7 protein-coding genes, 1 tRNA gene and 1 pseudogene are annotated in these 14,716 nt (G+C 64.3%); 7 read left to right on the plus strand and 2 right to left on the minus strand.

Annotated elements, in window-relative coordinates; translation table 11 throughout:
* Window positions 1-250: 250 nt before the first annotated feature.
* Complete coding sequence (locus tag ACWDAS_RS06960; RefSeq protein ID WP_450387792.1) at window positions 251-1,468, minus strand: DNA cytosine methyltransferase; 1,218 nt, start codon at window positions 1,466-1,468, stop codon at window positions 251-253.
* 431 nt (window positions 1,469-1,899) lie between these two features.
* Between ACWDAS_RS06960 and ACWDAS_RS06965 the strand changes: the two genes are divergently transcribed.
* The 7 genes and pseudogenes from ACWDAS_RS06965 to ACWDAS_RS06995 all read left to right on the plus strand — a co-directional run bounded on the left by ACWDAS_RS06965 (window position 1,900) and on the right by ACWDAS_RS06995 (window position 13,161).
* Entirely contained in the window at window positions 1,900-3,735 is a 1,836-nt protein-coding gene (locus ACWDAS_RS06965) for a hypothetical protein (protein ID WP_450387793.1), read from the plus strand.
* A gap of 44 nt (window positions 3,736-3,779) precedes the next feature.
* A complete protein-coding gene (locus ACWDAS_RS06970) occupies window positions 3,780-5,186 on the plus strand; it encodes a hypothetical protein (protein WP_450387794.1) in 1,407 nt (468 codons plus the stop codon).
* A complete protein-coding gene (locus ACWDAS_RS06975; protein WP_450387795.1) occupies window positions 5,183-10,222 on the plus strand; it encodes an FtsK/SpoIIIE domain-containing protein in 5,040 nt (1,679 codons plus the stop codon). Before ACWDAS_RS06970 ends, ACWDAS_RS06975 begins: the two co-directional genes overlap by 4 nt.
* 256 nt (window positions 10,223-10,478) lie before the next feature.
* Window positions 10,479-10,549: transfer RNA gene (locus ACWDAS_RS06980), tRNA-Arg, on the plus strand.
* Between the two features lie 872 nt (window positions 10,550-11,421).
* Entirely contained in the window at window positions 11,422-11,781 is a 360-nt protein-coding gene (locus ACWDAS_RS06985) for a YrhB domain-containing protein (RefSeq protein ID WP_450387796.1), read from the plus strand.
* An 84-nt stretch (window positions 11,782-11,865) separates the two neighbouring features.
* Window positions 11,866-12,368: pseudogene (locus ACWDAS_RS06990) on the plus strand (transposase); the annotation flags it as partial.
* A 220-nt stretch (window positions 12,369-12,588) separates the two neighbouring features.
* The gene (locus ACWDAS_RS06995; RefSeq protein ID WP_450387797.1) at window positions 12,589-13,161 is read left to right on the plus strand and encodes a DUF5994 family protein; all 573 of its coding nucleotides are present in this window, start codon (window positions 12,589-12,591) and stop codon (window positions 13,159-13,161) included.
* A gap of 1,296 nt (window positions 13,162-14,457) precedes the next feature.
* Here ACWDAS_RS06995 and ACWDAS_RS07000 read toward each other — a convergent pair.
* Window positions 14,458-14,703: a hypothetical protein gene (locus ACWDAS_RS07000; protein ID WP_450387798.1), complete on the minus strand. Its 246-nt coding sequence runs from the start codon at window positions 14,701-14,703 to the stop codon at window positions 14,458-14,460.
* Window positions 14,704-14,716: the final 13 nt, after the last annotated feature.

Raw genomic sequence — 14,716 nt, forward strand, 5'->3', positions numbered from 1 at the left:
AGCCTCTCCCTTAAAGCGGGCGTCCACCTATCCGGCCGACACCACCGCCCCCTGCCGGCCAACCCTTGACTCCACTTCTGAAACACCGTCGAACCCATGGCATGACCGTTGATTGGTGACCGCAACGCATGGAGCAGCCAAGGGAGGCTTGCCAATCGCATAACGGAAAAGGCCACGCCAACCTGGTGCGGGAACTACTAGGCCATCAGCGGGCATTCGTCTACCTGGATGGGATCAGCCCGTTGCAGGCTCAGCAGGCGAGGTCGACAGCAGAGGCAGTAAAGTCGTCCTCAAGCAGCTGGCGAGCGTCGCCCTTCGTCTGCAGAACGTCAGTGTCGAAGAGCTTGGAGGTCAGCGCCTCGGTTAGGGGTGGAGGTACGGCGTTGCCGATGATGACCTGAACCTCGGTGCGCGTGAGCTCGTAGCGAGGCTTGGCTCTCTCGTCGACGAAGTTGAAATAGTCCGGGAATCCCTGGATTCGCGCGGCCTCGTGGGCGGTCAGACATCGCGGGACACCAGGGTGGACAAAGCGTCCGCGGCCCATCGTACTGAAACCACTGGTAATGGTCTGAGACGGACGGTCCCACCACAAGCGGCCGTACATTGAGATGTAATTGTGCTTGCCCTGGTGACACTCGGGGCGCTCTTCGTTCGGCAGATTGTGCTCGTCGTTCTCGAAGAGATACTTCATACGCCGCTGGTTATCCGCGCTGGGTACGGAAGCTTCATCGAAGAAAGACTTCGGTCGAACGTCGAGCAGGTCGCCGATCGCCCAACGCAGGTCATGGGGTGAGGCGTCGTGGTCCTCGATCTGCAGCAAGTCAGCAGCCGAAACGCCAGTAGGCAGCGCGTCTTCGCGGACGGCCAGCAGTATGTGGCGCTTACGTGTCTGAGCGACTCCGAGCTTGAGTAGGTCGATATGCCTCGTGGCGACGTCGTATCCAAGCCTCTTAAGGTGAGCGATGGCGTGGGAGACCACCTGCTGCTTGTCATTGATAACGGCCAGCACGTTCTCTATGACGACCGCACGGGGGCGCAGAACCTCTGCGGCGCGAGCCATGCGCAGGTACAGGCGGTTCTTGGGGTCATTACGGCGAGTGTGGTTGTTGAGGTTGCTGTGCCCCTGACACGGAGGCCCGCCGATCAGTAGCTCCACCTTACCCACCATGGAGACAGTCTCGGCCTCCTGATCGGTCAACGAGGCCCCGAGGTCACCGTCGAAGTAGGATTCAACGGATGCCTCTTGGACGTTGGCCTTGGGAAAGTTGGCCTTGAAAACCTTGGTGGGGGCTGCCTCAAAGTCGACCGCGAGACGAACATCGAGCGCGACGTCATGCTTGTGGGCTGCCTGGGCAATACCGAGGGTGAGGCCACCGCAGCCGGCGAAGAGGTCCACGACTCGCAGAGAGCCGATGCCCTCCTCGAACTTCGGTCGCCGCTTGGCCTGCAGAGGGTGCCGCTCGCCCACGTGTGACCCCTATCTGCGCTTGCTTGTAGAACTGGCGGAACGAGCCGTCATCGTACTCGATCAAGGATGAGCGCGAGCGGCAGACCGGTACCTGAGTGCCCCTGACGTGCCGATCAGGAAGGTTCTACGCCTCACCTTCCACCATCAAGGGCACCCTGAACGAGCTCGTCAACGGCCGTCGAGGGGAGAGCTGTTGCTACCGAGGCGTCGTCAAGGTCCACGTCTCGCACGTCCTACCCGCGATCGCAGTCAACATCGAGCGCGCCTCAGCACCAAGGACGATGGTCAAGGATTCTCAAGATCCTGACACAGTCACGTGCTGGCGAACCAGACGTACTCCAGCGCTCTGACATGCCATTTGACTTATCGTCACGAGTGCCCACAGTTAGACTTCCGCAGCGCTCCCAGCTCGGTCGACGAAGGACAGCAGCATGCCGCTAGAGGTCAACAAACACGTCCAACGGATACGTCGTTACCAGCCGTTCGACGTCGACACCTCTGAGATGATCTACGAGCTGCAGGCAGATTGGACGCAGGCACTGTTCCCCGTCGTGACGCTGAGCTACCTGCTGAACGCCATTGAGCGACCGACCGCGAAGACCATCGTCCTCACCGGGGACGCCGGGCATGGCAAGACGAGCCTGTGCGCCAGCCTTCTGGCCGAGCTGCAGGTCGGTGCTGAGACGATCCCACCAGATGTCGTCCGGAAGACAGTTTTCCGCGAGCTGTCTGGGGCCGGCAACGCCAGCCGCCCTGCTGGCTGGACCCGTAGCGGACGTCCGCTGTACATCCTCAGGGATCTCAGCGAGCTCAGCCCGGAGGCGGGCGCCCGCAAGCTCGTGGAGCTGCTTGACCCTCCGGACGAGGGCGTCGCGATCATCTGCGCAAACGAGGGCCAGCTACGTAAGTGCGTCGCCGAAGACGACAACATCGACAAAGGCGGCACCGGGCGCGCCAATATTCTGGTGAAGACCCTCACGGAAGGCATTGTCCGCGGGCAGGTCAGCGACCCCGATGGCACAGTTACTGTCATCAACCTCAACTACCAGTCCGTAGCGGCCGACAGCCCTAACGGTGGGCTCATCCCTTGGGTCCTGAAGCAGTGGACGACGACGCAATGGTCGCGGTGGAAGCCTTGCGAGACCTGTGATGCACGGAAGGTCTGCCCAATCCTGGCCAACCGCAACGAGCTAAGCGATCCCACCCGCGGGCCTCAGCGCCGGGCCGCGATCCGGGACGTGTTCGCCGCGGCCGAGCGCACCGGGGCCGTAATCACGACCCGTCAGGCGCTGTCAGTGACGAGCTATATGCTCACTGGCGGCCTGTCCTGTGAGAACGTCCATGCCAAGTACCAGTGGTCGCGCTCGAGCAGGTTGTGGCAGGCTCCCCACTTCTACCACCAGGCGCTCTTCGGTGATCGGCTGACCCAGCAACAGCGTCATCTCGTTCCTGCCTTCTTGGCGCTGCGCAAGCTGGACCCGGGCAAGGTCTCCCGTCGTCAGGTCGACGACCGACTGGACCCGGACACAGCCGGAGACTTCCCTCCCGCGGACGCCAGCAGCTACCTGCAGAAGGTCCGTACGAGTCGGGACGTCCAGAAGCAGGCCGAACAGTTGCGGGGCTTGTACACGTTCCTGCGACGAGCTGACTTCTTCAATAGCGACGACAACAAGGACCGGTTCGCCCGCATGGGCCTGCAGGCCGGCGATGACTTCGTCAGCGTCCAGGACAAGAACCGGGACCTGGCAGACACCAGAGTGCGAGACCGGTTCCTCAAGGGCTTGGAGGCCGTCCAGGGCATCCACCGGGCGGGAAGCAACCCTGACTTCTTCATACTCGACCCCGCCTTCTTCACCCACCGCGCCCACGCGGCCGTGATCTCCCGACGAGTGCCCAGCAAGGGCGTCGAGGTCGTCGACCAGGTCAGCCAGTGGCAAAAGGAAGGTCGCACGGGCGTCACCCCTGAGATACAGAACGCCGTCGAGTGGCTCAACCGGGCCATCTACATCCGTATCCCGGCCGTCGCCCCTGACCAGGACGCAGTCTCGGTGGAAGCGGACCTTCTGCGCTTCGAGCTGCTGACACGGTGGGCCGCAGGCCTGCGTAGCGAGGTCCAGCACGAGGCAGAGATTCGCGGCCTGAGTGGATCCCTGGCAGAGCTGGCTGACTCGTCGAACAAGGACGACGAGATTCAGGTACTGGTGGGCAACATCATGAGGAAGCTCATGATCGACGTCGGCGACAAGATCAGGTCGGTGCGTGCGTGATGGCTGATCGTTCCAAGGCAGAGGTCGTCCTTCGTCTTTTCGGGGTGAATCTCGAACAGCAGGGCCGCGGTTTCTACGTCCCGCTTGAGATGCTCGCGATCACCCGCGGCGTCTACTTGGCACATCAGGACGACCCGGCGGAGTTCGCAGGGCTCCTGGACAACGGAGCCGACATGGCCTACAAGAGGACCTCGCACGACCTGGCCCGGCGGATCGCGACCAGGACCCGCATCGTCGAGGGCGACGAAGAACTCGGCAAGGCCGTTGAGCTGGACTCTCCCGAGACGATGGAAACGCTCCACGCCCTGTTCTCGTCCCTGCTAGTCGAGATCCCTGGGCGTCGTAGCCAGCCCAGCTGGTTCGGCGCGCACATCTATCCATTCGTCGGTGAGCTCATCCACTACGACGCAGTCGACCGACGAATCAAGCGAACCGATGCCTCCCCCAAGAAGAGCGCCAAGAAACGCAAGCAGGCCAGCAAGGTCGCTGCTGGCATCAATGCTCCGAATATCGAGCGCTACCTCTTCCGCGATGGTGGGAGCTGGGCATACAAGGTCCTACGCAGCGACCCTGATCCTGGCCGCAAGGAAGCGACCCGACAGGGCCTGGGCGACCTCGTACAGGACAGCGGAACCCCGCTGGGCAACCTTGCCAAGGCCCTCAGCGCGCACGACTTCGACTACGACGAAGCGCCCGTGCAGGGCTCAGACGCAGAAATCACGCTGCACGAGGATCTCAGCCCGTGGCCTGATCTGCTGAGGAACGGGGCTCGCAACATCGTCGCTCGGACTGCGACGGTTCCCAGAGCCAAGCGCACCGAGAGCCTCATGCACTGGGTCCCCTACTGCTTGGCGCGCCACCAGCTGCAACTTGCACGCAGGAAGCTCGGCGCTACCGATCGCGAGTCGATCCTGTTGGACTTCGGCAACGAGGCAACCCCACTGCGCAGAGAGTCGCAGAAGAACCTCACCGGCTTTCGCAACGACATCGTCAACGCGATCAACGTCCAGGCTCGGGAAATGATCGACGAAATCGAAGCCGAAGGGGACGAGGTCAGAAAACTCCGCTACGAAAGATTCACCAAGGAGGCCGGCAACGCGGTCGCCTCGCCCCGAGCGTTCTTCAGTGAGACCCTCGCCGCTGTGGGAGCCCTGAATGCGACGGTCGGGCGCCGACACTTCACCATGAAGCCCCCGATGCTTGAGGGCCTGGTATCTGCCACCATCCCGCAGGGCACGGAGATGGAGTTTGACCAGTTCTGCGCGCTGCTGTACGAGAAGTACGGGCTCGTGGTGGAGAACAAGGTCGCGGCTGCGAGCCCGTTGGCCTATGAGGTCGACCCATCGATCCTTGACCACAACGGCAAAGCGTTCCGGGAGAAGCTGGCCGCTATCGGTCTGCTCACTCAATATTCAGATGCAACCAGCATGGTTCGAGGGGAGCCCCGGTGACCGACAGCAGCATCCGAGCGCTCGGTCGGTTTGTCGCCGACGAAGCGCTCCGCAAGGTCACTGAGATCAACGGAGCCCGTGCCGTCCTGCGAGTCAGCGGGTTCGATCGGCCGACCGTGACCTGGGCTCTCCGTCGCACGGCCCAGAGGCTGTTGGAGTCGCCGGACTTTCAGGTTGTCGTCAAGGTCGGCACCTCAGAGCCGATCGAAGGCGTACCTGTTGATTACCTGTTGGATCCGCAGGACCAGCTTACTAAGTGGCGAAATTCGGGACAGGGTACGGCCGTGTTGCTGTTCGAGTGGGGGGAGTCTCCGGACGCACAGGGGCTGGCGGCCATGAACGTCCTTGACGATGCCGCCATTCTGGGCGACTACCACGATGCCTCCGGCGAGCGCGGGTTCGACAGGCTCATGGCAGAAGCATGGCAGGAGGCGGGTAGCGGCACCGTTCCGGCCCTGATGGTCACCGCCCTGCCCGAGATCTGGCGTGCCGTCACCGATGAAGAGCCCCGTTCCTTGCACCGCTGGGCGGCCTTCCTGGTTGAGACCGCGCAGAAGGTCGCAGCAACTCAGATTCACACCCCTGACGTGGTCTGCCGCGAGATCTCTGCAGCCCTGCCCGCTCTTGACCTCTTCCCGGACCGAGAACTCTTCATCAAACCCGCCGCGCTGCCCGCCCGGATCAAGAAGAATGTCTGGGTTAGTGCCTTCAAACAGCCCACCGGCAAGGAAATCTCCGAAGACGACCTGATAGACCGCATCGCCACGGCCGAGTTCAGCGAGGAGTCCCTGGGCCACATCGGTGCGGACTCCGAGACTGCCAGAACGCGCATGCGCAGCCTCGTACTCAACCTCAATCGCAGTGGGCCTACCCCGCAGAATCCTCGTCAGCTGCGCTCCGAGCAGGACCTGGCCCTCTGGCTCGAGGTCTTCGAGCAAAAATCCAAAAGGACCGGCCTGGGCCAGCAGGTCCGGCAGGAGATCGAGAGGAACGCCGCAGAGCGGGTCGACGAGTTCGATGCCATGGTGATCGAAGACGCGCTCGACCGCGGAGACCAGGAATCCGCACAGCGCTTCCTCGACGAGGCGCCCGCCGATGGGGCCGAACCGCTGGCCGACCTGCTGTCCAAGCGGTCGCGCCGCAAAGTGGAGAAGCTCGCCTTCCCGGACTCTCAGTTCGTCCAGGACCCACTGCGTGCACTGCTGCGCGAGCTGACCTATTTTTCCGACGAAGAGGAAGGCTCCGTTGTCGTCAGGCTTGAAGGCAACCAGGAAGCCGGGCGGTGGAGCCGTTGGCTGTTTGCCTTCCTGTACGCATGCACCCTGCGTGACGTCCAGGACTCCACAGGTCTTCGTCTGACTCTGGAGATCAAGGACGGTCTGCTGGAGCGGGCCAAGCCGTCCTTGCCGGAGGAAGAGAACGAGCCGTTCGACCTGAACACCGAGTGGGCCCCGTTGCGCATCTTGGTCGAGATGGACGGTGCCGCCCAGCGACGCTTTCGCTGGGACCCCCTGGGTATCCCCGGATTGATCGCCCTGGCAGCCCTTATTCACGGCTGGCGAACTCCCCCTGGCTATCCCAGCAATCTGACCTTCGACACCTTCCTCGACAAATTCAACGACCCCCGGCAGTGGCAGTCCGATGATTCTGTGCCTGCCCCCGAATCACATTTCGCTGGCCAGCTGGAGCGCCTCAAGCGGGAGCACTTCAAGCGGCTCTCCGAAGGGCTCGACGCCGAGAACATTGAGGAGTACGTACGCGAGTGGGAAGGTATCCTCCGTGAAGCTCGCACCACCCTGGTTCCCGATAACGCTCCGGACGCAGACCTTGAGGCCGTTGTCCTGACCGATGTCGTCAGGCTGACCGATCACCGCATGATGATGCTGGCCACCCACCCGCTGAAACTGCGCTGGCTGGCAAAGAACTACGCGGAGGCCGCTGCCAGCATCAAGATCGCACTGAACAAAGAGGGAGGTCTGAGCCTCAACCAAGAGAACGAGGACCTCTTCTTCGATGCCATCGACCGTGTCTCCCCCCACGGGACGCCGGCGGTCCTCGTCGGGCCCGGCGGCACGGTTGCCATTCCGATGCGTGAATCGGCCGGGCACGAGGAGTACGCTCCGGTCCGTCATGGCGGCAACGAATCCAAGGAATGGCTCTCCAGCGTCGACGAGACCGCGATCGATGAGATGGCCCGCGTCATCACCGACTACCTGACGACCTACCCCCACAAGCTCGACGGCCTGCGAGTACTACTTTTGGACCGCAACGGCGACCCTGTCCTGCCCATGCGCGTGGCCAAGCAGGTACAGGCCAAGAACCCTCGTCTGAAGCTCGATCTGGTCGTGCTGGCTCCCCAGGCCACCCATCACGAGATCATCCAGGGTTTCGACCTGCAATTCTCCAGCACCGAGATGTCTGAGGACAGCTTCCTGCCCGACGTCCAACTTATCCTGCAGGCATGGGAGCCCGACCAGGAAGCAGACCTGTCGGGGCTTGAGGACACCATCGACCTCGCCCTGGCTCCGGCGCTGTTCGGCACCCAGACCAGCATCAATCAGAGCACCAAGAAGGCTTCTCTGTCAGGCTACTTCGATCTCTGGAAGCACCCGGCCTCACACAATGTGGTTCAGACCAGCGAGAACGTCGTACGAGCGCTGCTGCCCGAGACCGCCGACGAGATTCTCGAAGCCTGGTCCACCCTGTGTGTACGCTACGACCGCCGCTCCCCGGTCTCCCGGGAAAGTGTCGACGGCATCGACTACTTCGAGATGCAGGTGCAGTTCGACCAACATCAGAAGTTGTTTGCCACCCTGCATCACGTGGCCCACTGGGTCGTCACCCTCGACAGTTTCATTGGCCGTGAGCAGATCGATGCCCTGCGCAACCGTCCTGACGTCATCCTCGTCAAGCCCAGTGTCGGCAAGAATGAGTCCTACACCCTCATCGTCAGCTCGCAGACGGGTAAACAGTTCGTCGTCCGACGACTGCGGCGCCGTCTGGAGCAGATCGGTGTCGTCACCCCACAGGACTCCGAAGGTACCGCTAAGCGGTTCTACGAGGTCGGCCGCAACGTGGCCCCTGGCGCCGTGCTGCGTTCCCTCGGCATCGGCACCACGGTCAACGAAGTCGTCGGCCTGGTCGCAACGCGGTTCGTCATCGACCAGCAGTTTCCCGTGTCTCGGCAGGGCACGAGCCTGGTCACCTGGATCAGCTTCGACGAGCACCACCGCTGGTTCGGCCGCGGACACAAAACCCGTGCCGATCTGGGGCGGTTCGTGCTGACCGTCCAGGACGACGGCACGGTTCGTCTGGATGTCCTGGTCGCCGAGTCCAAGTTCCGCCAGATTTTCGACGTCGGCTCGGCCGAGGAGCAGCTCAACCGCACCACCGACCTGTGCAAGGATGCCTTCCGCTCGGACGGCGAGGCTCGCCACGACCGCCGCTTCTGGCTGGATGAGCTTGCAGCCGCGATAGCTCAGACCAGTGGAAACGCCTCACAGGCCGCAGAACTTCCAGCCCGAACTGTGATCGGCAACGACGACCAACGTCAAGTTGAGGCGGCGGTCCTTGACGCCCTGCGCTCCGGAGATGTCCAACTCGGTCATATCACCGGGATTGTCGTGGCTATCGCGGCCGAGGACGACCAGCCGGCCCCCCCGGTCGGAAGCCTCGGCAAACACACCCTGCTGAGGCTGAACAAGCGCGAACTGCTCAACCTCATCGGCGCTCTGCGTGCCAGCCAGGACCCCGCCAATGCCGAACCCCTTGTTGTCTCTGGGGAGCTCAACTTGAGCTTGAAGGTCCCAAACACCAGCGACAAGACGCCCTCGGCAGAAACTCCCGCGGAACTGCCTGCTTCGGAAGAACCGACGGCATCTGTCGGGGTCGTCGGAGAGACTGCCCTGGCGGCCGTACCGAGCTCGGTAGTTGCCCGTCACACCGCTACAAAGGTGGACCCTGTCCTTCTGAAAGCTCACCGTGGTGGGCTCGGCGAGGAGGAGCTGAGGCTTCGATACAACAAGATCCTTGACGTCTTCGAGCGCCACAACGTCAAGGTCACTTCCCCGGAGATCGGCATGTGGCAGGAAGGGCCCGGCTTCTACATCTTCCGTTTCATCCCCCAAGCTGGGGTCACCGTGGACAAGCTGACCAACCGGCGCGACGAGATCTTCCTGGCCCTGACACTTCCCTCCGGGTTCAGCATCCGCACCCGCAGCGATCGCGGCTCCGTGCTCTTCGAGATCCCCAAGATTGACGACGAGAAGTACGGGGTCGATGCCAAGGCGCTGTGGCAGCGGTGCCCGGCCGACTCTGAGAGCCTCATCGCCCCGCTAGGCGCCGACATCGAAGGTAACCCGGTCACCATTGACCTGTCCTCCGCTGACTCACCACACCTGCTGGTGGCCGGCACTACCGGATCAGGAAAGTCCGTCGCGCTGGACACGATCCTCAAAGGCCTGGTCCGGTACGACAAGAGCACCCTGCGACTCCGCCTCGTCGATCCCAAGGGCACTGAGCTTGTCGACTTCGAGGACGACCCTCACCTTGACGGCGTGATCGGTATGGACGCCGCCGACGCCATCGAGATTCTTGAGGAAACGGTCAAGGAGATGGCCGTGCGCTACAAGGACATGAAGGCGATCCGCACACGCAAACTTGTCGAATACAACGCCAAGGTCGACAAAGTAGACCGGAAGCCCTGGATCGTCATCGTCCTGGACGAGTACGCCGACCTCACCAGCGATCCCGAGGAGAAGAAGCAGATCGAAGCGCTGCTAAGGCGCCTGACGCAGAAGGCCCGCGCTGCGGGAATCCACGTCATAGCCGCCACGCAGCGCCCGAGCGCGGACGTCATCTCGACGACCATCCGCTCCAACTTCCCCGCGCAACTCGCCCTGAGGGTCAAGACCGCGACCGACAGCCGTATCATCCTGGACGAGACCGGGGCCGAAGCTCTGGCCGGACAGGGCGACGCGTTCCTGCACACGGCCAAGGGCACCATACGAGTACAGGTTGCCTACGATGGCAGCTGACCAGGCCCCGCTATGTTTCACGCAGCGAAGACGCACTCGCCGTGCCAGTCCACGTACTTCTCCCCCGGCCAACGGGGTGGCTCGCAAGACAGCCGACATCACGTCTCGACACCCGGACTACCCCGGAAAGCCACAAACGGCAACGCGCTTGATGTCGCAGTCTTAAACGACTTCCTCGCCCGGCCGAGATGGCAGAGGTGGCCCAGCGGACCATTCATGGACAGGCATGCCTCCTGAGCATGGACCCGGCACTCTGGCCAGCCAATATAGGTGGGACGCACAGGGCCTCCGGAGCCGTGTGCGCAGGTTCGAATCCTGCCGGGGGCACTCGCCGGTAGTCAGCGCAGATCAAGCGCTGACCAGGGCGGATGCCGAAAGAAGAGGGCGGGAGTCAGTCTCACTGACTCCCGCCCTCTCTCGTTGTCTCTCGGCGTTCGCCACACAACCCCGACACGCCCACCAAGCCCGAGCAGGCTGGCCGCGCGGACCTGCATCTGGGCTCCGGGCAACACAGCCTCGTCACCGTCACGAGCGCGTACCGGGTCGTCCCGGCCAGGACCTTCACGATGAGCCCCGGCATCATCAATGAGTAGGTCGCGCCAGCAGGAACGGGCTACGCCTGCTGCTCGTCGATTCCGCTGGGAGGGTGGGCGTGCCAGAGCCTTCGCACCGGCGCCGGGCCCGTGCGAAGGCTCCGAGGGCAAAACAGTCCCCGGTAGTACTGCGCGTGTCCTGAAGCTTCAGTCGTCACTGTCGCCTCGGTATCGCGCCGGCTTGCCGGGGGCCTGAACCACATCCTGTCCAAGTCACTCCGCCGACTAGACGTCCTCATCGACTTTGCGACTCTTTCGGTGTTATGGCCTATAAACCATGATGCATACGATATGTAGCGAGTCAATAGGTTTTCGGTAAATTCTGCAGGAAGCTCCATGCGATCACCTTCGACTGGGACACCCGGCCCGCCCTGCGGCGCCGCTGCAAGCTCCGACCCTCACAGCGAGCCCTGGTCGCGCTGGTGTACCTGCACGTCGCGGCGTCGGGCACGTTCGGCGCGGTGGAGGACAACCGTTGCCCACTCGATCGCAGGTCACAGCGTTGATTGTCCAGACAGCTCCATCGGCAGATCCCGGGTCACTTCCAGAAGAACTGGTTGCCTAGGGACGCTTTCCGGCGCCTGGCTCTGTACGTACACTCGCGCCGTGATCACAGCCGAGCGAGCCAGAGAGATCATTGACGCCTATCTCGCACAGATCAAGTCGGACCCTCCGGATCGGAACGTCACTGCTGTGATCATCGAGGTCCGGGAGCATCGCTTCGGGTGGGAGTTCTGGTATCAGAGCTCCAGATACGTACAGACCAAGAACACGCGACACATGTGGATCGGGACCGGGCCCATCGTTGTAGACCGCCGCGATGGCCGCCTTCAGCAACTTGGTGGCAGGCAGTTCGGTGACACGGTCGCTGAGTACCAGCGCCTGTACGACCGGGAGACGTCTGCCGACGGCGGCGTAGGGGCTGGGATCCACGTGACGCCGACAGCGACGGACGGGGCAGGATGAGCTTGGACGCCGATGCGCGGCGACCGGGGTTTGCGGGCGTTCGGCGCGCTCCGGTGGCGGTACAGCAGCGAAGTACAGCAGCTCCTGCCGGGCGCCTCGTGGCAGCGCTGCCGCACGCACTGTGCCCGCGACCTGCTCTCGCAAGTCCCGAAATCGGCCCAGCCGTGGGTGGCCGCGCTGCTGTGGACGGTCTTCGGGCAACCCGGCGCCACCGCAGTCCACACGCAGATGAAACAGGTTCTGGACGCCCTGGAGAAGAAGTTCCCCAAGGCCGCCGGGCATCTGGATGCCGCCCGGCACGACCTGCTGGCCTTCACTGCCTTCCCACGCGAGATCTGGCGGCAGATCTGGTCGAACAACCCGCAGGAACGACTGAACAAGGAGATCCGGCGCCGCACCGACGTGGTCGGCAACTTCCCTGACCGCACTGCCGTGATCCGCCTGGTCGGCGCCGTCCTGGCCGAACAGAACGACGAGTGGACCGAGGCCGCCGCTACATGGGCCGCGACCTCCTCGCCAAAGCCCGCCTCCATCCGATCGAGTCAGGAAACGACGACACCGTCCTGCCGACCGAACTCACCGCATAGCCTCAAAACGAGATCACGAGTGGCCGCCGATACACCACTCCAGCGGACGTGACCAGCGTCTGCGATGAAACCCGCTAGTGAAGCGCGGCCCCGTCGGGTCCCCGTCGGAGTACGCTTGAGATACCAGGAGCATTTCGCACACGGGCCCTCATGCCGGTGTCGTTCCCGGCGAACGACCATCCCGGGCAGGCGATGACGCGCCCGGAGTCAGGTCCGTGTCATGGATATCATCCTCGACCGCCCGCTCATCGCTGATGGGCAGGAGTCTTCACCACCGATGCCGCCGCCTCGGTTGGCACTGAAGCCGGCCAATGCCCCCCGGGGTCTGCTGGACGGAGCCTGGTGGCCTCGTTCCCGCGATCTCACCCGTGAACTCCCGGCCCTGATCGACACATTGGATCGCCGCTGGGCGCGAGTGACCCGAGTCGCGGTGAGCCCCACGCTTTGGCCTGTGATCCCGCGCAGGGTGCCCGCCTCGGGACATGTCGTCCACGTCGGGTGGTTCACCGATCAGGACGCGAACAAACTGCTGCTGCTCTCCTACACCACCGGCCGGCTCGATCTGCTGGTCATCCCGCCGGAATGTGATCTGGCCGCGGCGACCCGGCTGATGGCAGCCGCGGCCGACCCCCGGTGCCGGCGCACCGCGAGCGGCCTCATGGCGGACGACAAACTTCTCCAGGCTGTCGGATCCGACCGCCGAGGCGAAGCGGACTGGGAGTCGGAAGGCGGAAGCCCCTCCGCGGCCGATGCGGCCGCGGTGCCAGGCAGCGCCGCGGGGATGTGGGCGTGATGACATTCCTCGTCAGCCTGGCCGTGCTCCTTGCGATGATCGCCGTGGGCGCCTTCCTTATCCGTGCGCTCAACGAGCGTCACGACCAGCGGATCGCCGCTTTCCGCTACGGCGATCTCCTCCCGTACCGTCGTCGCCGGGCCGTCGCCGTCCCAGAGGAGAGCACCGGCGATTCCGCGGGCTCACCGGCCGGGACGGTGCGGGAAGAGCCGCGGGGCGGAAGCCGTCGTCGGCTGCGAACCACGGGTTCGACGGCAGCGAGTGTGCAGCGACCCGCACGGTTGCTGGCCTCGCCCCGTCGTGTCACCGTTGGGGACCGCCCGCCGTCCGCGGCGCACACCGTCCGGACGGCGCCGCCCCGGACCGCGCTCGCCGAGGTCCGCGTCATCGCCGCGTCCCCAGAGGCCGCCCGCCGAGTGGCCGAAACGCTTCGACAGACCTTCGCGGGTACGGAACAGCGCAGCTACCCGGCGACCCCCGAGGGCGGTACCCGCCTGCACCTCACGGTCGACACCACCCAGGCTCCCCAGGCTGTGGAGTCGTTCCAGTCCGGAGCGGGCACGGGATACGCGCCCCCTACCAGCCATCCGCACGCGGGAGAGATTCCGCCTCGGGTGACGGCGAGCCGCGGTGATACGGGCCATGCGGCGGCGGAGACCCTCGATCGAGCGGACACCGCCCGGGCCCGCCGGGCCGACTGGCCGCCGGCAACCGCCTGGGGGTGACTGACCGGCCGCTACCCGATCGGGCCGGCAGGGCGCCTGGGGCGGGCGAACCCGGCCCGCCCGGCGAACGCCGGCCGACCGATCTGGGACGGCGCCCCCGTCCGCGGAGACCTCCGGCGCTGCGGCTCGGGCTGTTCCCGTAGGCGCCGCATGCGGCCATACCGGTCGGGCGTCCGGACGCGCGGCAGGTGCGGGACATGGCTCTCTCGGTATTCGTGTCTCCGCGTCGAGAGTCCGGCAGCAGTAGAGTGGGGGGTGAACTGGTGCACTCTCACGTGCGGCAGTTTGGAAGGGCGGCCCTGGCGTGTGATGCGCCGGGGCCGTTGTGTTCACGGTTGCGTGACGCTCACGCACGGGGTCTGGCGCCGCGGGGAGTGTGCGGGTCAGCGAAATGGGACGCCGGCCGCTTCGCCGGGACCGGCGTCACGACCCGCCGGGAGGCAACCGCGCACCCGTCGCCGTCCTGGCCCGGGACCCCACCTGGCGGCGCTCACCGAACCGGCGTCGCACTACCCGCACGCCGTGGTCTCTGCGCGGATTGGTGCCCCGGTCGAACGGGCCCGACCGTCGATCAGTATTGGGAGCCCGTTCGGAGATACGTGCCCGTGACCTGCAGCCATGCGCCGGGCCCGAAAAATCCCTCAATGATGTGCGGCGCGTTCTCGGAGACGCGCAGGATCCGCAAGGCCCCGCTCGGGTGCACGTCGTACTCGTAGGTCGCCAGCCCTGGCTTGTCTTCGTATTGCATGTCCAGGGGCCCCTGGGAAGGCTCCGCAGGCGACCGCGCTTCAAGCACAAGCTTGACATAAACGGACATGTATTCACGATAT

This window comes from Streptomyces sp. NPDC001070 (genome assembly GCF_053598835.1).

Bases quoted from the DNA above. Each gene is read 5' to 3' on its own strand.
- ACWDAS_RS06995 (WP_450387797.1), top strand. From the start codon at position 12,589: ATGGATATCATCCTCGACCGCCCGCTCATCGCTGATGGGCAGGAGTCT.
- ACWDAS_RS07000 (WP_450387798.1), bottom strand. From the start codon at position 14,703: ATGTCCGTTTATGTCAAGCTTGTGCTTGAAGCGCGGTCGCCTGCGGAG.
- ACWDAS_RS06965 (WP_450387793.1), top strand. From the start codon at position 1,900: ATGCCGCTAGAGGTCAACAAACACGTCCAACGGATACGTCGTTACCAG.